19 protein-coding genes are annotated in these 18,825 nt (G+C 75.0%); 2 read left to right on the forward strand and 17 right to left on the reverse strand.

The genetic code is table 11. From position 1 onward, the window contains the following. Nucleotides 1-284: 284 nt before the first annotated feature. Nucleotides 285-2,393, forward strand: a complete 2,109-nt coding sequence (locus tag ACI780_RS19310; RefSeq protein WP_456872704.1) for a cation:proton antiporter — start codon at nucleotides 285-287, stop codon at nucleotides 2,391-2,393. 192 nt (nucleotides 2,394-2,585) lie between these two features. Here the strand turns inward: ACI780_RS19310 and ACI780_RS19315 are convergent, their stop codons facing one another. The 15 genes from ACI780_RS19315 to hrcA form a co-directional block, all read right to left on the reverse strand. Then, nucleotides 2,586-4,004 (reverse strand): FHA domain-containing protein, encoded by a 1,419-nt coding sequence (locus ACI780_RS19315; protein ID WP_457005014.1) that lies wholly within the window; start codon nucleotides 4,002-4,004, stop codon nucleotides 2,586-2,588. Continuing rightward, nucleotides 4,004-4,435 (reverse strand): hypothetical protein, encoded by a 432-nt coding sequence (locus ACI780_RS19320; RefSeq protein WP_456872706.1) that lies wholly within the window; start codon nucleotides 4,433-4,435, stop codon nucleotides 4,004-4,006. Before ACI780_RS19320 ends, ACI780_RS19315 begins: the two co-directional genes overlap by 1 nt. 30 nt (nucleotides 4,436-4,465) lie before the next feature. Next, nucleotides 4,466-6,010 carry a hypothetical protein gene (locus tag ACI780_RS19325; protein WP_457005016.1) on the reverse strand — a complete coding sequence of 515 codons (1,545 nt, stop codon included), beginning with the start codon at nucleotides 6,008-6,010 and terminating at the stop codon, nucleotides 4,466-4,468. A gap of 115 nt (nucleotides 6,011-6,125) precedes the next feature. Continuing rightward, entirely contained in the window at nucleotides 6,126-6,878 is a 753-nt protein-coding gene (locus ACI780_RS19330) for an isoprenyl transferase (RefSeq protein ID WP_456872708.1), read from the reverse strand. Between the two features lies 1 nt (nucleotide 6,879). After that, nucleotides 6,880-7,668: a DNA repair protein RecO gene (gene recO, locus ACI780_RS19335; RefSeq protein WP_456872709.1), complete on the reverse strand. Its 789-nt coding sequence runs from the start codon at nucleotides 7,666-7,668 to the stop codon at nucleotides 6,880-6,882. Then, nucleotides 7,669-8,583, reverse strand: coding sequence for a GTPase Era (gene era, locus ACI780_RS19340; protein ID WP_456872710.1), 915 nt, complete (start codon nucleotides 8,581-8,583; stop codon nucleotides 7,669-7,671). It lies immediately after the preceding gene. Between the two features lie 138 nt (nucleotides 8,584-8,721). After that, nucleotides 8,722-9,054 (reverse strand): cytidine deaminase, encoded by a 333-nt coding sequence (locus ACI780_RS19345; RefSeq protein ID WP_457005019.1) that lies wholly within the window; start codon nucleotides 9,052-9,054, stop codon nucleotides 8,722-8,724. Nucleotides 9,055-9,140: 86 nt separating this feature from the next. Beyond that, nucleotides 9,141-10,472, reverse strand: a complete 1,332-nt coding sequence (locus ACI780_RS19350) for a hemolysin family protein (RefSeq protein ID WP_457005021.1) — start codon at nucleotides 10,470-10,472, stop codon at nucleotides 9,141-9,143. A gap of 10 nt (nucleotides 10,473-10,482) precedes the next feature. Then, complete coding sequence (gene ybeY, locus ACI780_RS19355) at nucleotides 10,483-10,986, reverse strand: rRNA maturation RNase YbeY (protein WP_456872713.1); 504 nt, start codon at nucleotides 10,984-10,986, stop codon at nucleotides 10,483-10,485. A 5-nt stretch (nucleotides 10,987-10,991) separates the two neighbouring features. Further along, nucleotides 10,992-12,089, reverse strand: coding sequence for a PhoH family protein (locus ACI780_RS19360; protein ID WP_456872714.1), 1,098 nt, complete (start codon nucleotides 12,087-12,089; stop codon nucleotides 10,992-10,994). 124 nt (nucleotides 12,090-12,213) lie between these two features. Further along, complete coding sequence (locus ACI780_RS19365; protein ID WP_457005024.1) at nucleotides 12,214-13,041, reverse strand: enoyl-CoA hydratase/isomerase family protein; 828 nt, start codon at nucleotides 13,039-13,041, stop codon at nucleotides 12,214-12,216. Nucleotides 13,042-13,070: 29 nt separating this feature from the next. Further along, nucleotides 13,071-13,430 carry a histidine triad nucleotide-binding protein gene (locus ACI780_RS19370; RefSeq protein WP_456872716.1) on the reverse strand — a complete coding sequence of 120 codons (360 nt, stop codon included), beginning with the start codon at nucleotides 13,428-13,430 and terminating at the stop codon, nucleotides 13,071-13,073. Nucleotides 13,431-13,548: 118 nt separating this feature from the next. After that, a complete protein-coding gene (locus ACI780_RS19375; RefSeq protein WP_457005026.1) occupies nucleotides 13,549-14,316 on the reverse strand; it encodes a 16S rRNA (uracil(1498)-N(3))-methyltransferase in 768 nt (255 codons plus the stop codon). After that, nucleotides 14,313-15,455, reverse strand: coding sequence for a molecular chaperone DnaJ (dnaJ, locus tag ACI780_RS19380; protein ID WP_457005029.1), 1,143 nt, complete (start codon nucleotides 15,453-15,455; stop codon nucleotides 14,313-14,315). Before dnaJ ends, ACI780_RS19375 begins: the two co-directional genes overlap by 4 nt. A gap of 14 nt (nucleotides 15,456-15,469) precedes the next feature. After that, nucleotides 15,470-16,492: a heat-inducible transcriptional repressor HrcA gene (gene hrcA / locus ACI780_RS19385; protein WP_456872719.1), complete on the reverse strand. Its 1,023-nt coding sequence runs from the start codon at nucleotides 16,490-16,492 to the stop codon at nucleotides 15,470-15,472. A 208-nt stretch (nucleotides 16,493-16,700) separates the two neighbouring features. Between hrcA and ACI780_RS19390 the strand changes: the two genes are divergently transcribed. After that, nucleotides 16,701-17,072, forward strand: a complete 372-nt coding sequence (locus tag ACI780_RS19390; protein WP_456872720.1) for a type II toxin-antitoxin system VapB family antitoxin — start codon at nucleotides 16,701-16,703, stop codon at nucleotides 17,070-17,072. A 21-nt stretch (nucleotides 17,073-17,093) separates the two neighbouring features. Here ACI780_RS19390 and ACI780_RS19395 read toward each other — a convergent pair whose 3' ends face one another. Together ACI780_RS19395 and ACI780_RS19400 are read right to left on the reverse strand one after the other, a co-directional pair. Continuing rightward, nucleotides 17,094-17,699 carry a response regulator transcription factor gene (locus tag ACI780_RS19395; protein WP_457005032.1) on the reverse strand — a complete coding sequence of 202 codons (606 nt, stop codon included), beginning with the start codon at nucleotides 17,697-17,699 and terminating at the stop codon, nucleotides 17,094-17,096. After that, nucleotides 17,696-18,811, reverse strand: a complete 1,116-nt coding sequence (locus tag ACI780_RS19400) for a sensor histidine kinase (protein ID WP_457005034.1) — start codon at nucleotides 18,809-18,811, stop codon at nucleotides 17,696-17,698. The genes ACI780_RS19395 and ACI780_RS19400 overlap by 4 nt, the downstream gene beginning before the upstream one ends. Nucleotides 18,812-18,825 lie beyond the last annotated feature (14 nt).

An 18,825-nucleotide genomic window follows, 5' to 3' on the forward strand; every position in this document is an offset into this window, starting at 1 on the left:
CTGACACGCTGCTCTCCCCCCGGGACGACCGGGACGCCGCGACGCGGCAGCGCGACAGTGTGCCCGCCGGACCGCCGTCCGGGAACCCGATCCGCCCCGCCGGATCGGTCCCGCCGGATCGGTCCCGCACCGCCACGTGCCGAAGACCCCCACGTCCCGCGGACCGCCGTTACGCTCCGCGCCCGTCGCCGCCCGGGACCCCTCGGACGGCCCGTGACCGCGCCGCGGTCGCGACAGTCCCCGGGTGACCCGCACCCACCCGTCACACGCCATCCGGAGATCTCGTGGAGCCGCGCCCCGTCGCAGAGATCGTCGCCTACGTCTTCATCGACCTGGCCGTGATCATGGTCCTCGCCCGCCTGATGGGCCGACTCGCCCGCCGGGTCGGTCAGCCGGCGGTGATCGGCGAGATCGTCGCCGGCATCCTGCTCGGGCCCACCCTGCTGGGCGCGCTGCCCGGCGACCTGGACACCCTGCTGTTCCCACCGGACATCCGGCCGTTCCTCAACGTGCTGGCCCAGCTCGGCCTGGTCCTGTTCATGTTCCTCATCGGCCTCGAGGTCGACCTGTCGTTCATCCGCGGGCGCGAGAAGATCGCCGTGTCGGTGTCGCTGGCCTCGATCCTGCTGCCCTTCGCGCTGGGCGTGCTGCTGGCCACCTACCTGCACACCCACCACGACGTCTTCACCGCCGAGGACGGCACCACCTCGGCCATCTCCTACCTCGGCTTCGCCCTCTTCCTCGGTGTGGCGATGTCGATCACCGCGTTCCCGGTGCTCGCCCGCATCCTCGCCGAGCGGCAGATGCACCGGATCCCCACCGGCGTCCTCGCGCTGGCCTGCGCCGCCGTCGACGACGTCCTCGCCTGGTGCCTGCTCGCCGTCGTCGTGGCGATCGTCGCGGCCGGCTCGTTCTCCGGCGTCGTGCTCATCCTGGGCCTGTCGATCGTGTTCGCCCTGGTGATGTTCCTGGTGGTCAAGCCGGTGCTGCGGGTGCTGGTCACCCGCTACGAGCGGCTGGGCCAGCTCACCCCGGAGATGCTCGCCGGCGTGCTGATCGGCATCCTGGCCAGCGCCTGGGTGGCCGAGGAGATCGGCATCCACTTCATCTTCGGCGCCTTCCTCTTCGGCGTGGTCATGCCCCGCAAGGGCGCCGCCCGGCTCAACCACGAGATCATCGACCGGCTCGAGCAGGTCAGCGTGCTGCTCCTGCTGCCGGTCTTCTTCGTCGTCACCGGTCTGCAGGTCGACATCGGCGCCATCGACCTCACCGGCCTCGGCGAGCTGGCGCTGATCCTGCTGGTGGCCATCTCGGGCAAGTTCGTCGGCGCGTACGCGGCGGCCCGCGCGCAGAAGGTGCCGCGCCGGCAGGCCAGCGCGCTGGCCACCCTGATGAACACCCGCGGGCTGACCGAGCTGGTCATCCTCAACATCGGCGTCCAGCAGGGTGTGCTCGACGCCGAGATGTTCACGCTCATGGTGATCATGGCCGTCGTCACCACGGTGATGACCTCGCCGCTGCTCAACGTCATCTACCCGCAGCGGGTCCTCGACCGCGACATCGCCGCGGCCGAGCGGGCCGAGATGGGCCTCACCGAGGCCTACACGGTCGTCGTCGTGGTGGACGACGTCGACCGCGATGCGGGCCTCGTGGACCTCGCCTGCGACCTGGTCGGCCGCGAGCAGCCGGCGCAGGTGGTCCTCACCCGCGTGGTGCGGCGGTCGCGGCCCAAGCCGGAGGTCTCCTCCGGGCTGGGTGCCGACCTCGAGCTCATGGCGACCGTCGCCGGCGAGCTGCGCACGCTGGCCCGCCAGGTGGAGGCGCGGGGGCTCCGGGCGTCGGTGGCCTCCCGCTTCAGCGAGGACCCGTGGGCGGAGGTCGCCGACCTGGCCGGCAGCAGCGGTGCCGACGTGGTGCTGGTCCGCAGCGGCTGGGGTCTCGGCGAGGGCGCCCTGACCGCCGACGGCGACACCCCGTGGCCCGCGTCGCTGAACGGCTCGGTGGTGACCGTCTCCGGCGAGCTCGGCTCCGCGACGCTGCAGCCGCACGGGCCGGTCGCGGTGCTGCAGGACGGCGGCGCCGACGGCCGGGCCGCGCTCCGGCTGGCCGCGCACGCCTCGCTGGGCCGGCAGGTGCCGCTGCAGCTGCGCGCCGGCGACGGCCGCCGCGGGGTCAAGCGCGGCGTGGCCGACTCGTTGCGCCGGGCCGGGGTGCAGGTCGAGCCGGAGAGCCAGGCGCTGCCCGCGCTGCTGGTGGTCCCGGCGGGTGCGGGCGCCGTCCCGGCCGGCGACGACCTGACGCCGATCCTGCTCGTGCACGCCGGCACGGCCGACGCCGACCGGGACATGGACGAGACCCTCGCCGGCATCGCCGCCCGGCCCGGGGCCGCCTGAGCCACCTCGTCCCGGAGCCCGCGTCCCGTTTCGAGGGGACGCGGGCTCCGTCGCGTCCCGGGTGCGGCCGGGGCTCCGCCCCGTGGTCCTGCCGCGGACGGTCGTGCTCTGGTCCGCACCGGGGGCAGAGCACGACCGCCCGCGGGTGACACGACGGCGCCCGTCCCCGCCCGGGGACGGGCGCCGGACGGGTCAGTAGGCGCCGTGCGGGGACTCGAAGGCGAACTGCCGGCCGCCCATGCGGACCGCCATGCCCGGGGTCAGCCGGACCGGCTGGTGGGGCACCAGCGACCCCCATCCCGGGGCCCCGCGGGGGGCGACGAGCGTGCCGTTGGCCGAGCCGGTGTCGACCAGCAGCACGTCCCACCCCTCGAGGCGGATCTCGGCGTGGTGCCGGCTGACGCCACCGGTCGGGTCGACGACGAGCAGGGGTCGCAGGTCCCCGGAGGCCACGCGCGCGTCGGTCTCCGGCTCCCGGCCCAGCAGGTAGTCCGCGTCCAGGCTCACCGTCGCGCCGTCGTCGAAGACGAGCAGGCCCAGCGGCGGGCGCACGCCCTCGACCAGGACGGCGGTCTGCTGGGTCGTGCGGATCCCGCACAGGGCGCAGAAGCTCACGCGGGGGTCGTTGAGGTGACCGTTCTTGCAGACGATCCCCTTGACCCTCGCCCGGTCGTCCTCCGGCTCCGCGGCCCGGGTCGACGTCGGCTCGGCGCCGGGGATCGGCAGGGGCTCGCGGGGCGGCTCGGCGTCGGCCGGCGCGTCGAACAGCCGCGCCGACCGCTTCGGGGCGGGCAGCTCCGGCGCCGGTGGCGGGGGCGCCGCCGGTTCAGGCGGCAGCGCCGGCCCGGCGGCGGAGGCGGACGCCACGCGCTCGCCCACCGGCGGGACCTCCACCAGCGGCGTCCCGACGTGCGGCGCCGGGAGGCGAGTCGCCGCCGTCCCGGACGGCGGCGGGGGCACCGGCGGGGGTGCCGGCGACGGCGAGAGCACCGCGGCGGCGCCGGGGACGACACCGGCCACGAGGTCGGCCAGCGGGTGCGGCGCCGTGGTCACCGGCGAGCCGGCCGAGAGGTGCAGTACCGCCGGTGGCCAGGCGACGAAGCGGTCGACGACCCCCGTCCCGTTCCCCAGGTCCTCCCCCTGCGCCGCGGTCAGCCGCAGCCCGAGGTCGGGCACCTCGGCGGTCCCGCCGCCGACGAGCACGAGCGCCAGCCCGTCCTCGGTGGCGGCGACGACGGCGAACGAGGGCGGAGCGGCCACCGTGCCGAGCCAGGTGCGCAGCTCCTCGTGCAGCCGCACGCCGGGGGCGCGCGCACCGGCGGCGGAGACCCGGCGGCAGATGGTGACGAGCTCGCCGAGGGGCGCGTCACCGGCCGGCACGGCCACGGGTGGGGCCGGCACCGGCGCCGGCCCCCAGCCCGCGAGCGTCGGGCGGGGAGGGGGCGCGGCGCTCGCGGTGGACTGCGGGGGGACCGCGACGACGAGGAGCACGCCGGGCAGCCGGACGACGAGGTCGGGGCCCTGCGCCACCTGGACGGCGACCTGGTCGAAGGGAGTGACCGTGGCCCCCGCCGTGGCGTCACCGGGAAGCGGAGGCGGGGGACTCGACATCAGACGAGTTTCCCGCCCTGGTTGCGCCAGTGCACGAACGGCACGCGCATCGGGCCGTTGGCGACGAGGAACACCAGCAGCCAGGTGGTCGAGAACAGGAGCACGAACGCCGGGCCCGGCATGCTGTCGACCCAGGTGGCGCCGCCGGCCAGCAGGAACCAGACCAGCAGCCCCTCGGGGATGCCGGTGACGAGCGTGAAGAAGGTCGGCCAGTCCTTCTCCCACCGGAACTGCTGCAGGCCGTGGTAGACGAACTCCCAGAGCACGCCGAGCACGGTGACGACGAGCAGCACCGAGAAGGTGGCCCCGTAGGAGGCGCCCAGCGGCGCCCCGGTGGGCAGCAGCGGGGTGAACACGAGCGTCCACAGGACGCCGACGGTGGCCAGCAGGAAGACCCGGGTCTGGATGCGGCCGTTGAGGGTGGGGATCACGGGTGTCTCTCTCGCAGGTCGGGAGGGCGGTCAGATGGTGGTGTTGCGGACCCACTTCCACCACTGGCTGGTGGACCGCCCCGGGGTGAGCTTCCGGGCGAACCCCTGGGCCGCGAGGTCGTCGGTGATCTCCTGCGCGGCCACCAGCAGGCCGAGGAAGCTGTCCACGCCGGCGAAGTAGCCGCCGAGCGTGGCGCTGCCCGAGGCGTACACCTTGCCTCCGTTGCGGGTGCCGGTGACCTCGAAGTCGGCCTCGACGTCGAGGCGGCCCAGCGGGTTGCGCTGGGCGTTGGAGTGGTCGAGCAGGTCGGCCAGCAGCCGGTGCTCGCGGATGTCGGCCTCCAGCCCGGTGCAGTCGACGACGTGGTCGAACGTGCCGACGTGCCGCCCCTGGTCGGTGTCCACCGAGACCTCGACCAGGTCGCCGACCGGCCGCATGCCGTCGATCTGCCCGATGACGACGCGGTACCAACCCTGCTGCCGGCCGCGGGCCAGCTGCTCCTGCCAGTCCTGGCGCGCCGGGGTGTTGGTGCCGCCCATCTCCTTGTAGATCCGGACGCGGTCCTCGCCCTCGAGCTTGGCCATCCGGGCCCGCAGCTGGCCGCCCCAGGTCGACTTGGGCCAGTTGAAGCCCTGGTAGGCCCAGCCGTCGGCGCCCTTGCGGCGCATGAAGAGGCTGGGCCCGTGCGGCTTGTCCACGTAGGAGCGGAACAGGTGCACGATCTGGGTATTCAGGCCGCGGCGGTCGCGGTCGTCGATGAGCCGCTGCAGGACGCGGGAGGCGACGATGCCGCCGCCGCGGACCAGCACCGTGCCGGGACGCAGGGCCAGCCGCTCGTAGACGTGCTCGTGCGGCTCGTAGGCGTTGACCACCCGCCGGTAGTCGTTGTGCTCCGATCGGTACCGCTGCAGGTCGGGCAGGAAGCGCAGGCCCGGGTAGCCGACGGCGACGTGCACGAACTGGCTGCGGTAGGCGATCCGCCGGGTCGGCGTGGCGCCCTCCGGCGGGGTGAGGACCGTGAAGTACCCGCCGCCGGCCCGCCGGCGGACCATCCGGACCTGCCCGGGGACGACCATCTCCGGCCACCGGATCCGGTGCATCTCCTTCTCCATCGACTCGAAGACCATCCCGGCCCTCGGCGTGTAGTAGTCGGCGAACACCGGCTCGACGAGGACGTTCCACGCCGCCCGGAGGTTGCCCTGGAGGGCCTCGCGGATGGCGTAGCCGGGGAACCCCCAGATGTTGTCCGGGGTGCCGGAGGAGTCCGAGCGCAGCCGCTCGCCGCGCGGGATCTGGGAGACCGCCGTCAGGTACTCGTAGCTCTCCCAGGGGGTGCGCAGCGGCGTCAGCACGCGGATGGCGTCGGTGGGGACACCGCAGATGCGCAGGTAGTCGACGAGCACGAACGAGCCCACGCCGCCGCCGACGGTGACGAACGGGACGTCGACGACGGGGATGCCCGCCTCGCTCAGCATCTGGTCGGTCCAGACGTCGGTGGCGACCAGGTGGTCGGTCAGGTCACCGGGCTGCGCCGGGGTCGGGGCGTGCGGGGGCGCGGCGGTGCTCTCGCTCACGGTGGTGTCGTCCGTCCTCTGTCGGGGGAGCCGCCACTGTCGGGCCGGTCCGCCGGACTGTCAACGGATTCCGCCGCGGCCCGCGAGCTCGTGGCGGGGCCGTGCGAGGGTGCCGCTAGGCCTTGCCGAAGCGGCGCTGGCGGGAGGCGAACTCCTCGCAGGCGGCCCACAGGTGACGGCGGTCGAAGTCGGGCCAGAGCGTGTCGAGGAAGACGAACTCCGCGTAGGCCGACTGCCAGAGCAGGAAGTTGCTCGTCCGGTTCTCCCCGGAGCTGCGGACGAACAGGTCGACGTCGGGCATGTCGGGCTCGTCGAGGAACCGCGCGACGGTGCGCTCGTCGACCTTGCCCGGGTCCAGGCGGCCGGCGGCGGCCTCGCGGGCGATGGCCGCGGCGGCGTCGGCGATCTCGGCGCGGCCGCCGTAGTTGACGCACATGGTGAGGGTGAGGACGTCGTTGTCCTTCGTGAGCTCCTCGGCGATCTCGAGCTCCTTGATCACGCTGCGCCACAGCCGCGGGCGGCGGCCGGCCCAGCGCACCCGCACGCCGAGCTCGTGCATCTCGTCGCGGCGGCGGCGGATGACGTCGCGGTTGAAGCCCATGAGGAAGCGGACCTCCTCGGGGCTGCGCCGCCAGTTCTCCGTGGAGAAGGCGTAGGCACTGATCGCCCCGACGCCGAGCTCGATGGCCCCCTCGACGCAGTCGAACAGCGAGGACTCCCCCGCCTCGTGACCCGCCGTCCGGGGCAGTCCGCGCTCCTTGGCCCACCGCCCGTTGCCGTCCATGACGATCGCCACGTGCCGGGGCACCCGGTCGGCCGGGATCGGCGGCGGGGTGGCGCCCGACGGGTGGGGGTCGGGTGCCTTCACCTCACGCCTCACTCAGCAGGCCCGCCTCCCGCCGCGGCGCGACGTCGGAGCGGTCGACCAGCGGCAGGGACCGCAGGCCGCGCTCGAGGTGCCACTGCAGCAGGGCCGCGACCAGGCCGCTGCCCTCCCGGCGCTGCGCGCTCTCGCTGGCCTCGGCCCGCTCCCAGTCGCCGGACAGCAGGGCCTCCAGGTGCTCGATGGTGACCGGGCTGGGCATGGCCGAGCCGGTCGGGCGGCACTCGCGGCACACCGAGCCGCCGGCCGGGACGGAGAAGTGCCGGTGCGGGCCCTCGGTGCCGCACCGCGCGCAGTCGCCCAGCGCCGGCTCCCACCCGGCCACCGACATGGCGCGCAGCAGGAAGGCGTCGAGCACCAGCCCGGCGGGGCGGGTGCGGTCCGACAGCGCCCGCAGCGCCCCGACGACGAGGAGGAACAGCCGCAACGAGGGCTCCTTCTCCTCCGCCGTCAGCCGGTCGGCGGTCTCGAGCACCGCGGTGCCGGCGGTGTAGGCCGGGTAGTCGCCGGCGATGACCGAGCCGTAGGAGCGGATGGACTCGGCCTGGCTGACGACGTCGAGGTTGCGGCCGGTGTAGAGCTGCAGGTCGACGTGGCTGAACGGCTCGAGCCGGGCCCCGAACTTGCTCTTGGTGCGGCGCACGCCCTTGGCCACCGCCCGCACCTTGCCGTGCCGGCGGGTGAGGACCGTGACGATCCGGTCGGCCTCCCCCAGCTTCTGGGTGCGCAGGACGACCCCCTCGTCGCGGTACAGCGACTTCGGTGTGGTGCTCACTCAGTAACCCAACCGGTTGAGCTTCTTCGGGTCGTCCTGCCACTCGCCGAGGACGGTGACGTGCAGGTCGAGGTGGACGCGCGCGCCGAGCAGCTGCTCGAGGCCGGCGCGGGCCTCGGTGCCGATGGCCTTGATGACCGACCCGCCCCTCCCCAGCAGCATGGGCTTCTGGCTCGCGCGCTCGACGTGCAGCAGCGCGTGCACCTCGACCAGCTCGGCGCCCTCCCGCTTGGGGTCGGGGCGGCGGACCAGCTCCTCGACGGTGACGGCGAGGGAGTGCGGCACCTCCTGGAACACCTTCTCCAGCGCCGCCTCGCGGACGAGCTCGGCGATCTGCCGGTCGGTGTCCTCGTCGGTGGTCTGCTCCTCGGGGTAGAGCGGTGGCCCCTCGGGCAGCAGGCCGACGAGCAGGTCCTCCAGCAGCTCGACCTGGTCGCCCCGCACCGCGCTGACCGGCACGACCTCGGCGGCCTCGACCAGCGCGCTGGCGGCCACCAGCTGCTCGGCGACCTGCTTCTTCGACGCGGCGTCGGTCTTGGTGACGACGACGACCACCGGGGCCTTCACGTCCTGCAGCTGGCGGGCGATGAACCGGTCGCCGGTGCCGACGGGCTGGTCGGCCGGGATGCAGAACACCACGACGTCGACCTCGGAGAGGGTGTCGCGGACGACGTCGTTGAGCCGACGGCCGAGCAGGCTCTTCGGCTTGTGCAGGCCGGGGGTGTCGACGAGCACGAGCTGCCCGCCGGGCCGGTGGACGACGCCGCGGATGGCGTGCCGGGTGGTCTGCGGCCGGTTGCTGACGATGCCGACCTTCTCGCCGACCATCGCGTTGGTCAGCGTGGTCTTGCCGGCGTTGGGGCGGCCCACCAGACAGGCGAAGCCGCTGCGGTACGGCTGCTCCGGCGTGCTCACCGGTCCAGTCTCCCACCGCCGGGTGACACCCACGCGGAGGTGGCGGGGATCAGGTGACCTGATCCTGCGGTGTCCTCCCGCACGTCCCACGGTGAGGGAGGACGCTGCACGATCAGGTCACCTGATCATCGCGGGCGCTCACGCGGTGGCGCGGACGGTGCCGTCGGGGCCGGCGAGGAACACCGGGGCCGACGGCGTCAGGTCGTGCACCGCCGCCAGCCCCGCCTGCTCGACGGCGTCGGCGTCGGACACCACCGCGGCTGCCTCCAGCCCCTGCACCCCGCTGGAGACGGCGGCGGCGACGGCGGCCTGCAGCGCCGAGAGGGTCAGCGAGGGCAGCGCCACCGACGCGGCGACGTAGGTGCGCCCGTCGGTGTCGCGGACCGCGGCGCCCTCGGCGGCGGCGGTGCGGCCGCGCGCGGAGCGGGCGAGGGTGACGAGCTTGGCGTCCTCGGGCTGCAGGTCGGGCACAGGAGGAGTCTCCTACCGGTGGATCCGGCCCTCCCGCAGGGGCCCGGCGCGAGCCTGCGAGCGGTGGTGGGCGGGAGGGTCCTTCCTCACGTCTCGACGGTGGCCGGGACCTCCGCCCGGGTGGCCCCGGACTGGTGCTCGGGGTCGGCGTCGGGCAGCCGGGTGACCAGGATCGTGTCGATGCGGTTGCGCCGCCCGCCGGTGCTCTCGGCGACCAGGTGCAGGCCGGCGACGTCGGCCGAGGACCCCTCGATCGGCACCAGCCCGAGCTCGCGGGCGAGCAGGCCGCCGACGGTCTCGACGTCGTCGTCGCCGGGCAGCTCGACGTCGAAGAGCTCGGCGAGGTCCTCGACCGGCAGCCGGGCGGTAATCCGCACCGAGCCGTCCTCGAGGTGCTCGACCGGCGGCCGCTGGACGGCGTCGTGCTCGTCGGCGATCTCGCCGACGATCTCCTCGAGGATGTCCTCGATGGTCACCAGCCCCGCGAACCCGCCGTACTCGTCGACGACGATGGCGATGTGGGTGCGGCGGGCCTGCATGTCGCGCAGCAGCTCGTCGACCGGCTTGGACTCCGGCACGAACGCCGGCGGGCGCATGAGCTCCTCGACCCGGGGCCCGCGGGCGTCGCCGAGGTTCTGCGACCGGCGCACGAGGTCCTTGAGGTAGACGACGCCGACGACGTCGTCGACGTTCTCCCCGATCACCGGGATGCGGCTGAACCCGCTGCGCAGCGCCAGCGCCAGCGCCTGCCGGACGCTCTTGGTCCGCTCGATCCAGACGACGTCGGTGCGCGGCACCATCACCTCGCGGGCGATGGTGTCGCCGAGCTCGAACACCGAGTGGATCATGTTGCGCTCGCCGGACTCCACCACGCCGCGCTCCTCGGCGAGGTCGACGAGCTCGCGCAGCTCCACCTCGGTGGAGAACGGGCCGTCGCGGTAGCCGCGGCCGGGGGTGATCGCGTTGCCGATGAGGATGAGCAGCGTCGCGACCGGCCCGAGGACCCGCACCAGCAGCCGCACGACGCCGGCGGTGGCCAGCGCGATCGGGTAGGCGTGCTGGCGGCCGAGCGTGCGCGGCCCGACGCCGACCAGCACGTAGCTGACCACCACCATCACGCCGGCCGCGGCCAGCACCGCCTGCCAGCCCATACCCAGGACCCGGACGAACAGCACGGCCACGAGCACCGCCGCCACCATCTCGCAGACGATCCGCAGCAGGAGCAGCAGCGCCACGGCGCGGGCGCGCTCGCCGAGCACCTGCTCGAGGCGGACCGCGCGCCGGACGCCGTCGCGGCGCAGCTCCTCCACCCGGGCGAGCGACACCCGCTGCAGGGCGGCGTCCATGGCGCCGAAGGCGCCCGCCAGCGGCACCAGGCAGATCGCGACCACCAGCAGGGTCACCGCACCGGCGCTCATCGCGGGGCCCTCACCGGGAGGACTGGCCCCGTTCGGCCGGCTCGCCGGTGACCGGCTGCCGCGGGGCGGACCGCCAGCCCTCGAGCAGGCGGTTCTGCAGGCCGAACATCTCCCGCTCCTCCTCGGGCTCCATGTGGTCGTAGCCGAGCAGGTGCAGCACGCCGTGGGTGGCCAGCAGCAGCAGCTCGTCGTCCATCGAGTGCCCGGCGGCGCGGGCCTGCCGGACGGCGACCGAGGGGCACAGGACGACGTCGCCGAGCAGCGCCGGGCCGGGCTCGGGGTCGTCGGGACGGGCGGTGTCGAGCTCGTCCATGGGGAAGGCCAGGACGTCGGTCGGGCCCTTCTCCCCCATCCAGCGCTCGTGCAGCACCGACATGTAGTCCGGGTCGACGCACAGCACCGACAGCTCGGCCATCGGGTTGACGCCCATCTCGGCGAGCACGTACCGGCAGATCCCGGTCAGCTCGGCCTCGTCGACGGCGATCTCGGACTCGTTGGCGACCTCGACGGGCACGGCGCTCAGCTCCCCTGCCGGCGGGTCGGCCGCGCCGGGCGGGCGGGCGTCGCGGGCCGGCCGGCGCCCTGCTGGTGGGAGGCGTCCCAGCGCTCGTAGGCGTCGACGATGTCGCCGACCAGCCGGTGGCGGACGACGTCGGAGCTGGTCAGGTTGGCGAAGTGCACGTCCTCGATGCCGTCGAGGATCTCCCGCACCACCTTCAGCCCGCTCTGCGCGCCGCCGGGCAGGTCCACCTGCGTGACGTCACCGGTGACGACGATCTTCGAGCCGAAGCCGAGCCGGGTGAGGAACATCTTCATCTGCTCGGCGGTGGTGTTCTGCGCCTCGTCGAGGATGACGAACGCGTCGTTGAGCGTGCGTCCGCGCATGTAGGCCAGCGGGGCGACCTCGATGGTGCCCGACTGCATCAGCCGCGGGATGGACTCCGGGTCGACCATGTCGTGCAGCGCGTCGTAGAGCGGCCGCAGGTAGGGGTCGATCTTCTCGCTGAGCGTGCCGGGCAGGTAGCCCAGCCGCTCGCCGGCCTCGACTGCGGGCCGGGTGAGGATGATCCGGTTGACCTGCTTGGTCTGCAGCGCCTGCACGGCCTTGGCCATGGCCAGGTAGGTCTTGCCGGTGCCGGCCGGGCCGATGCCGAAGACGACGGTGTGCGCGTCGATCGCATCGACGTAGCGCTTCTGGTTGAGCGTCTTGGGCCGGATGGTGCGGCCCCGGCGGCTGATGATGTCCAGGCTCAGCACGTCGGCGGGGCGCTCGGAGCCGCCGCTGCGCAGCATGCCGATGACGCGGCGCACCGAGTCCGGGCGCAGCGCCTGGCCGGTGCCCAGCAGCGCGATCAGCTCGTCGAAGACGCGGACGGCGAAGGCGTTGTCGGCCGGCTGCCCGGTCACGGCGATCTCGTTGCCGCGCACGTGGACGTCGGCCTCGAGCTCGCCCTCGACCAGTCGCAGCAGCTCGTCGCCGGAGCCGAGCAGGCCGACCATGGACACCGAGTCCGGGACGGTGATGGTGGTGCGGACCGCCGCCGGCGCGGGGGTCGCGAGAGCGGTGGCGACGTCCGCCGCGGCGGCCTGGGCGGAGGCCTCACGCGAGGTGGGCACGCCGGGCACGGGGACGTTCGGGGAGGTGTCGGGCAAGAACCCTCGACCCTGCCTTCCTGACACGGGGATCTGACCGTCCGAGTCTACCCGCGGGCCGCCACCGGGAATCCCGTCCGCGACCGGCTCAGCGCCCCTGGTAGGTGGCCTTGCCGGGTCCCTCCTCGAGGAACGAGGCGACGGCGCCGCGCAGGTCGGCGGTGGCGAACAGCGGCCCGGAGACCTGCGGGGTGATGTCGTCGGCGGCCCGGGCGCCGTGCCGCACGGCGGTGGTGACCAGCCGCTTGGTGGCCGCGTGCGCCACCGTGGGGCCGGCCGCGAGCCGGTGCGCGGTGTCGCGGGCGGCCGCGGCGAACCCCTCGTCGGGCAGCACCCGGTTGACCACGCCCCACCGCTCCAGGACCGCGGCCGGGAACCGCTCCCCGGTGAAGATGAGCTCCTTGGCCCGCGCCGGCCCGGCCCGCTCGGCCAGCCGCTGCGGGCCGCCCATCGACGGGGTGAGCCCGACGACGATCTCGACCAGCCCGAACGACGCCCGCTCGGCGGCCAGCAGCAGGTCGCAGGCCAGCGCCAGCTCGAAGGCGGCGGTGAGGGTCAGCCCGTGCGCGGCGAACACGGTGGGCACCGGCAGGTCCTCGACGGTCTGGGCCACGCGCAGCAGCCGCGCCCACAGCGCCGCGCCGGCCTGCGCCGGGTCGGGGCCCTCGGCGATGTCGCGGAAGGCGGTGACGTCGACCCCGCCGGAGACGACCCGCCCGCGGGCCTCGACGAGCACCGCGCGGGCGCGGTCGGGGCGGCCGGGCGCGGTGAGCCCGACCAGCTCGGCGGCCACCTGCTCCAGGGCGGCGAACACCGGCTCGTCGAAGAGGTTCAGCGGCGGCCTGTCGAGCACGACGACGGCGACGTCGCCGTCCCGCTCGATCCGGACGGGGGCGGCGCTGCCGGCGTCGGTCATGCCGGCCACCCTGCCACCGTCCGCGCGGCTCAGCCCGGGGGCCAGCGCAGGTCGCGGCCGCCGAGCACGTGCAGGTGCACGTGGTCGACCGACTGCCCGGCCTGCGGACCGGTGTTGGTGACCACCCGGTAGCCCGGCTCGACGCCGTCGTCGGTGGCCAGGCCCTCCTGGACGGCGACCGCCGACACGGCCCGGACGACCTCGGCCAGCAGGTCGGGGTCGGCGTACGCCAGCGCGGCCACCGTCGGGTGGTGGTCCTTGGGGATCACCAGCACGTGCGTCGGGGCCTGCGGGTTGACGTCGCGGAAGGCGAGCGTGCGGTCGGTCTCGTGCACGACGTCGGCGGGGATCTCCCGGGCGACGATCCGGCAGAACAGGCAGTCGGTCACGGTCGGACCCTACGGCGCGCCGACCGTCCTCCCGCACCGCAGCGCGTCCTCCCCCACGTCCCACCGTGCGGGAGGACGCCCCACGATCAGGTCACCTGATCCCGGCGCGACCCCGCCGTCAGGACCAGCGGGTGCGGACCGACAGGGCGGCCAGCGCGGCGGCGCCGGCGGTCGAGGTCCGCAGCACCTCCGGGCCCAGTCGCACCGCCCGCGCCCCGGCGGCGCGCAGCGCGACGACCTCGCCGTCGGTCAGCCCGCCCTCGGGCCCGACGACGACGGCGACCGTGCCGGTGCGGGGCACCTCGACGCCGGTGAGCGGGGTGCGGGCCTGCTCGTGCAGGACCAGCGCGAGGTCGACGTCCTCGAGCTCGCCGCACACCTGCCGGGTGGTCAGCAGGCCGGCGACCTCGGGCACCCGCGGCCGGCGCGCCTGCTTGGCCGCCGCCCGCGCCGCCGCGCGCCACCTCGCCAGGCCCTTCTCCACGCGGTCCTCGCGCCACCGGGTGACGCAGCGGGCGGCGGCCCACGGCACGATCCGGTCGACGCCGAGCTCGGTGGCCAGCTCCACCGCGAGCGGTCCGCGGTCGCCCTTGGGCAGCGCCTGCACCAGCACGAACTCCGGCTCCGGCGCGGGCACCTCGTGCCGGGCGGTCACCTGCACGCGCAGGCCGGCCGGGCCGGCGTCGAGCACGGTCCCCTCGACGACGGTGCCGCGGCCGTCCCCGACCCGCACCGGCTCGCCGGGGGTCAGCCGCAGCACGTCGACGGCGTGCCGGCCCTCGGCGCCGCCGACGACCAGCTCCGCGGCGTCGGGGAGCTCGTCGAGCAGGAACAGCGGGGAGCCGTCCTGCACGGGGTGCTGGTCGTCGGTGGCCGGGGCGCTCACCTGAACGGGTTCCGGACCCGGGAGAACAGCCCCCCGTGCCCCTCGGCGGACGGCTGCCGCTGGTCCTCACCGCGCAGCGCGGCGAGCTCGCGCAGCAGCTTCTCCTGCTCGGCGTCGAGCCGGGTCGGCGTCTGGACGTCGACGTGGACCTGCAGGTTGCCCCGGCCGGTGGCCCGCAGCCGCGGCGCGCCCTTGCCGCGCAGCGTGAGGACGGTGCCCGACTGGGTGCCCGGCCGCACGTCGACGTCGGTGTCCTCGCCGTCGAGCAGCGTCAGCGGCAGCGTGGTGCCCAGCGCCGCGGCGGTCATCGGCAGCGTGACGTGGCAGTGCAGGTCCTCGCCGTCGCGGGTGAAGACCTCGTGCGGGCGCTCGCGGATCTCCACGTAGAGGTCACCCGCCGGCCCGCCGCCGGGGCCGACCTCGCCGCGGCCGGTGAGCCGGATGCGCATGCCGTCCTCGACGCCGGCGGGCACCTTGACCGGGATGGTCCGGCGGGCGCGGACCCGGCCCTCGCTGCCGCACTCGGGGCAGGGGTCGGGGATGACCTGGCCGGTGCCGGCGCACGTCGGGCACGGCCGAGAGCTGACCACCTGGCCGAGGAAGGAGCGCTGCACGCTCTGCACCTCGCCGCGCCCGGAGCAGGTGGAGCAGGTGACCGGGTGGGTGCCCGGGGCGGTGCCCGCACCGCTGCAGGTGCCGCACAGGACGGCGGTGTCGACGGTGATCTCCTCGGTCGTGCCGAAGACCGTCTGCTCCAGGTCGAGCTCGAGGCGGATGAGCGCGTCGTCCCCGGCGCGCACCCGGCTGCGCGGGCCCCGGCCGCCCATGGCGCCGCCGCCGAAGAAGGCGTCCATGATGTCGCCGAGCCCGCCGAAGCCGGCCCCGGCGCCGAAGGGTGAGCCGCCGGCGGCCCCCGCGCCGGCGTCGAAGGGGTCGCCGCCGAGATCGACGATGCGGCGCTTGTCCGGGTCGGTCAGCGCCTGGTAGGCGCGGCTGACCTCCTGGAAGCGCTCCTTGGCCTCGGGATCGGGGTTGACGTCGGGGTGCAGGTCGCGCGCCAGCCGCCGGTAGGCCTTCTTGATGTCGGCGTCGGACGCGCCCCGGGACAGCCCGAGGACGCCGTAGTAGTCGGTTGCCATCTGGTGTACAGACCTCAGCTCTCGGCCAGCAGCTGGCCGACGTAGCGGGCCACGGCGCGGACCGCGGCCATGTTGCCCGGGTAGTCCATGCGGGTCGGGCCCACGATGCCCAGCCCGCCCAGCGCCCGGTCGCCGGTTCCGTACCCCACGGAGACGACCGACGCACCGGCCAGCGCCTCGTGGGCGTTCTCCTCGCCGATGCGCACGAGCACCGCACCGCCGGAGTCGACCTCGCTGATCAGCCGGAGCACCACGACCTGCTCCTCGAGCGCCTCCAGCAGCGGCCGCAGGCTCCCGGGGAAGTCGACGGCGACCCGCGCCAGGTTCGCCGTCCCGCCCACGACCAGGCGGTCCTCCCCCGGCTCGACCAGCGTCTCCACCAGCGCCGCGCCCACCGCGGCGACCAGCACGCGCAGGTGCGGCGGGGCGGTGTCGAGCAGGTCGGGCACCTTGCCGCCGGCGTCGGCGAGCCGGGCGCCGGTGAACGCCGCGTTCAGCAGCGTGCGCAGGTCGGCGACGTCGTCGCGGGTGACGTCGGCCGGGCAGTCGACGACCCGCTGCTCGACCCGGCCGGTGTCGGTGATGAGCACCAGCAGCAGCCGCGAGCCGGTCAGCTGCACCACCTCGAGGTGGCGCACGGCGCTGCGCGAGAGCGTGGGGTACTGCACGACGGCGACCTGGTGGGTCAGCTGCGCGAGCAGCCGCACCGTGCGGCCGAGCACGTCGTGCAGGTCGACGGCGCCGTCGAGGAAGCGCTCGATCGCCCTGCGCTCGGCGGCCGACAGCGGCTTGACCGAGGAGAGCCGGTCGACGAAGAGGCGGTAGCCCTTGTCGGTGGGCACCCGGCCGGCGCTGGTGTGCGGCTGGGTGATGTAGCCCTGCTCCTCGAGCACCGCCATGTCGTTGCGGATGGTCGCCGGCGAGACCCCGAGGTCGTGCCGTTCGGCCAGGGCCTTGCTGCCCACCGGGTCGTTGGTGGAGACGAAGTCCTGGACGATGGCCCGCAGGACCTGCAGGCGGCGTTCGTCGTGCGCCACGGTGACACCTCCCCGTACCGGTCGACGTCGTCGTGCGGGCGGGCCCGGGCGCGCGGTCGGGGCACGCCGGCCGCCCTGCGGCGGGCTGGCACTCGCACGGACGGAGTGCCAGACCAGCATACGCGAAGGACCCCGTCCCCCTCTCCGCTCGCGAGCTCGCGGTGAGCCTCTGGACGGGGCCGAACGGGTCACCCGGACGGTCGATAGGGTGACGGCCGACGGTGCCGGAACGGGGTGGGTGCGGACGGAGGTCGGGTCCCTGATCTTCAAAGCGGTGCGCGACGGCCGCCCCTATCCCGAGCACGGCCTGGCCCCGCGGGACTGGGCGATGATCCCGCCCCGTCAGATCCGGCTCGACACGCTGGTCACCACCAAGCGCGAACTGGCGCTGGACGCCCTGCTCGCCGACGACTCGACCTTCTACGGCGACCTGTTCCCGCACGCCGTCCAGTGGCACGGCGACCTCTACCTCGAGGACGGCCTGCACCGGGCGCTGCGGGCGGCGCTGCAGCAGCGCACCGTCATCCACGTGCGGGTCCTCGACCTCGACGCGCTCATGCCCGCCGACCCGGCACGCTGATGGCCCCCGGGCTCTGAGCCGCTAGAGCCAGCCCTTGTCGGCGGCGACGCGGGCGGCCTCGACCCGGGTGCGGGTGCCGGTCTTGCCGATCCCGGAGGACAGGTAGTTGCGCACCGTGCCCTCCGACAGGAACAGCCGGCGGGCGATGTCGGCCACGGTCGCGCCGTCGGAGGCCTCGCGCAGGACGTCGGCCTCGCGCGCCGACAGCGGCGTCGCCCCGAGGGCGAGCGCGGCGGCGGCCAGGTCCCGGTCGATCACCCGCTCCCCGGCGACGACGGCGCGGATCGCCCGCGCGAGCTCCGCGACCGGGGCGTCCTTGACAAGGAACCCGGCCGCGCCGACCTCCATCGCGCGGCGCAGGAACCCCGGCCGGCCGAAGGTGGTGAGCACGACGGCGCGCACCGCGGGCAGCGCGGCGGCCAGCTCGCGTGCGGCCTCGATGCCGTCCTGCCCGGGCATCTCGATGTCGAGCAGCGCGACGTCGGGGCGGTGCTCGCGGGCGGCGGTGAGCACCTCGTCGCCGCGGCCCACCTCGGCGACGACCTCGATGTCCTCCTCCAGCTCCAGCAGCGCCCGCAGCGCGCCGCGCACCATCGACTGGTCCTCGGCGACCAGGACGCGGATCACCGGGCGGCTCCCGCCGGGACCGCCGCGGGCGCCAGCGGCAGGACGGCCCGCAGCTCGTACCCGCCGGCGCGGCCGGCACCGCCGGTCAGGGCGCCGCCCAGGGCGCCCACGCGCTCGGCGAGGCCGGTGAGCCCCGACCCGGGCCCGGTGTCGCCGGCCGGGCCGCGGCCGTCGTCGGTGACGGTGAGCACCGCCTGGGTGCCGTCGTCGGTGAGGGCGACGGCGACCGCGCGGGCGCCGCTGTGCCGCAGCACGTTCGTCGTCGCCTCGCGCACCACCCAGCCCAGCGCGGTGTCGACCGGGCCGGGCAGCGCGGGCACCCGGGCGGGCAGCCGCACCGAGATGCCGGCGCCGGACAGCGCCGAGCGGGCCTCGGCGAGCGCCTGCGCGCAGCTGACCCGGCGGTAGCCGCTGACCGCGTCGCGGACCTCGGCCAGCGCGCGGCGGGCGGCGGCCTCGACGTCGGCCATCTCCGCGCGCGCCCGGGCGGGGTCGACCTCGGCGAGGCGGCCGGCCAGCTCGCTCTTGAGCGCGATGAGCGACAGGCTGTGGCCGAGCAGGTCGTGCAGGTCGCGGGCGAAGCGCAGCCGCTCCTCGGCGACGGCGTTGCGGGCCAGCTCCTCGCGGGCCTCGGCGAGCTCGGCGTTGACCGACACCAGGTGCCGGGTGCCGCGCAGCGCGAAGGCGGTGAGCAGGCACAGCACCGGGAGGATGAGCAGCCCGGGCTCCCCGCCGAGGGTGACCACCGCGGCGCACACGGCCGCCGCGGCGAGGACGGCCGGCCACACCCACCGGGTGGGCAGCGCGGCCGCGGCGGCCGCCGAGACGTAGACGAGCAGGCCCGCCCACGACGGCCCCATCGCGGCGGCGAGGACGGTGCCGAGGACCGCGACGACGGCCAGCCGGCCCCACAGCGACCCGGTCCAGCAGCCGTCGAAGGCCCGGCGGAAGACGGCGAGGTAGACGGCGGTGAACACCAGCAGGCCGGCGCCCGCGGCCACCCGCACGGCGAGCGGCCGGTCGGTGGTGAGCAGGTCGGCGACCGGGAAGAACTGGAACAGCAGCCAGGGCAGCGCCCAGCCGATGCGGTACCAGCGGGGACGGGGGTCCACGGCGCCCGACCGTA

This window comes from Geodermatophilus sp. SYSU D00814 (assembly GCF_054050055.1).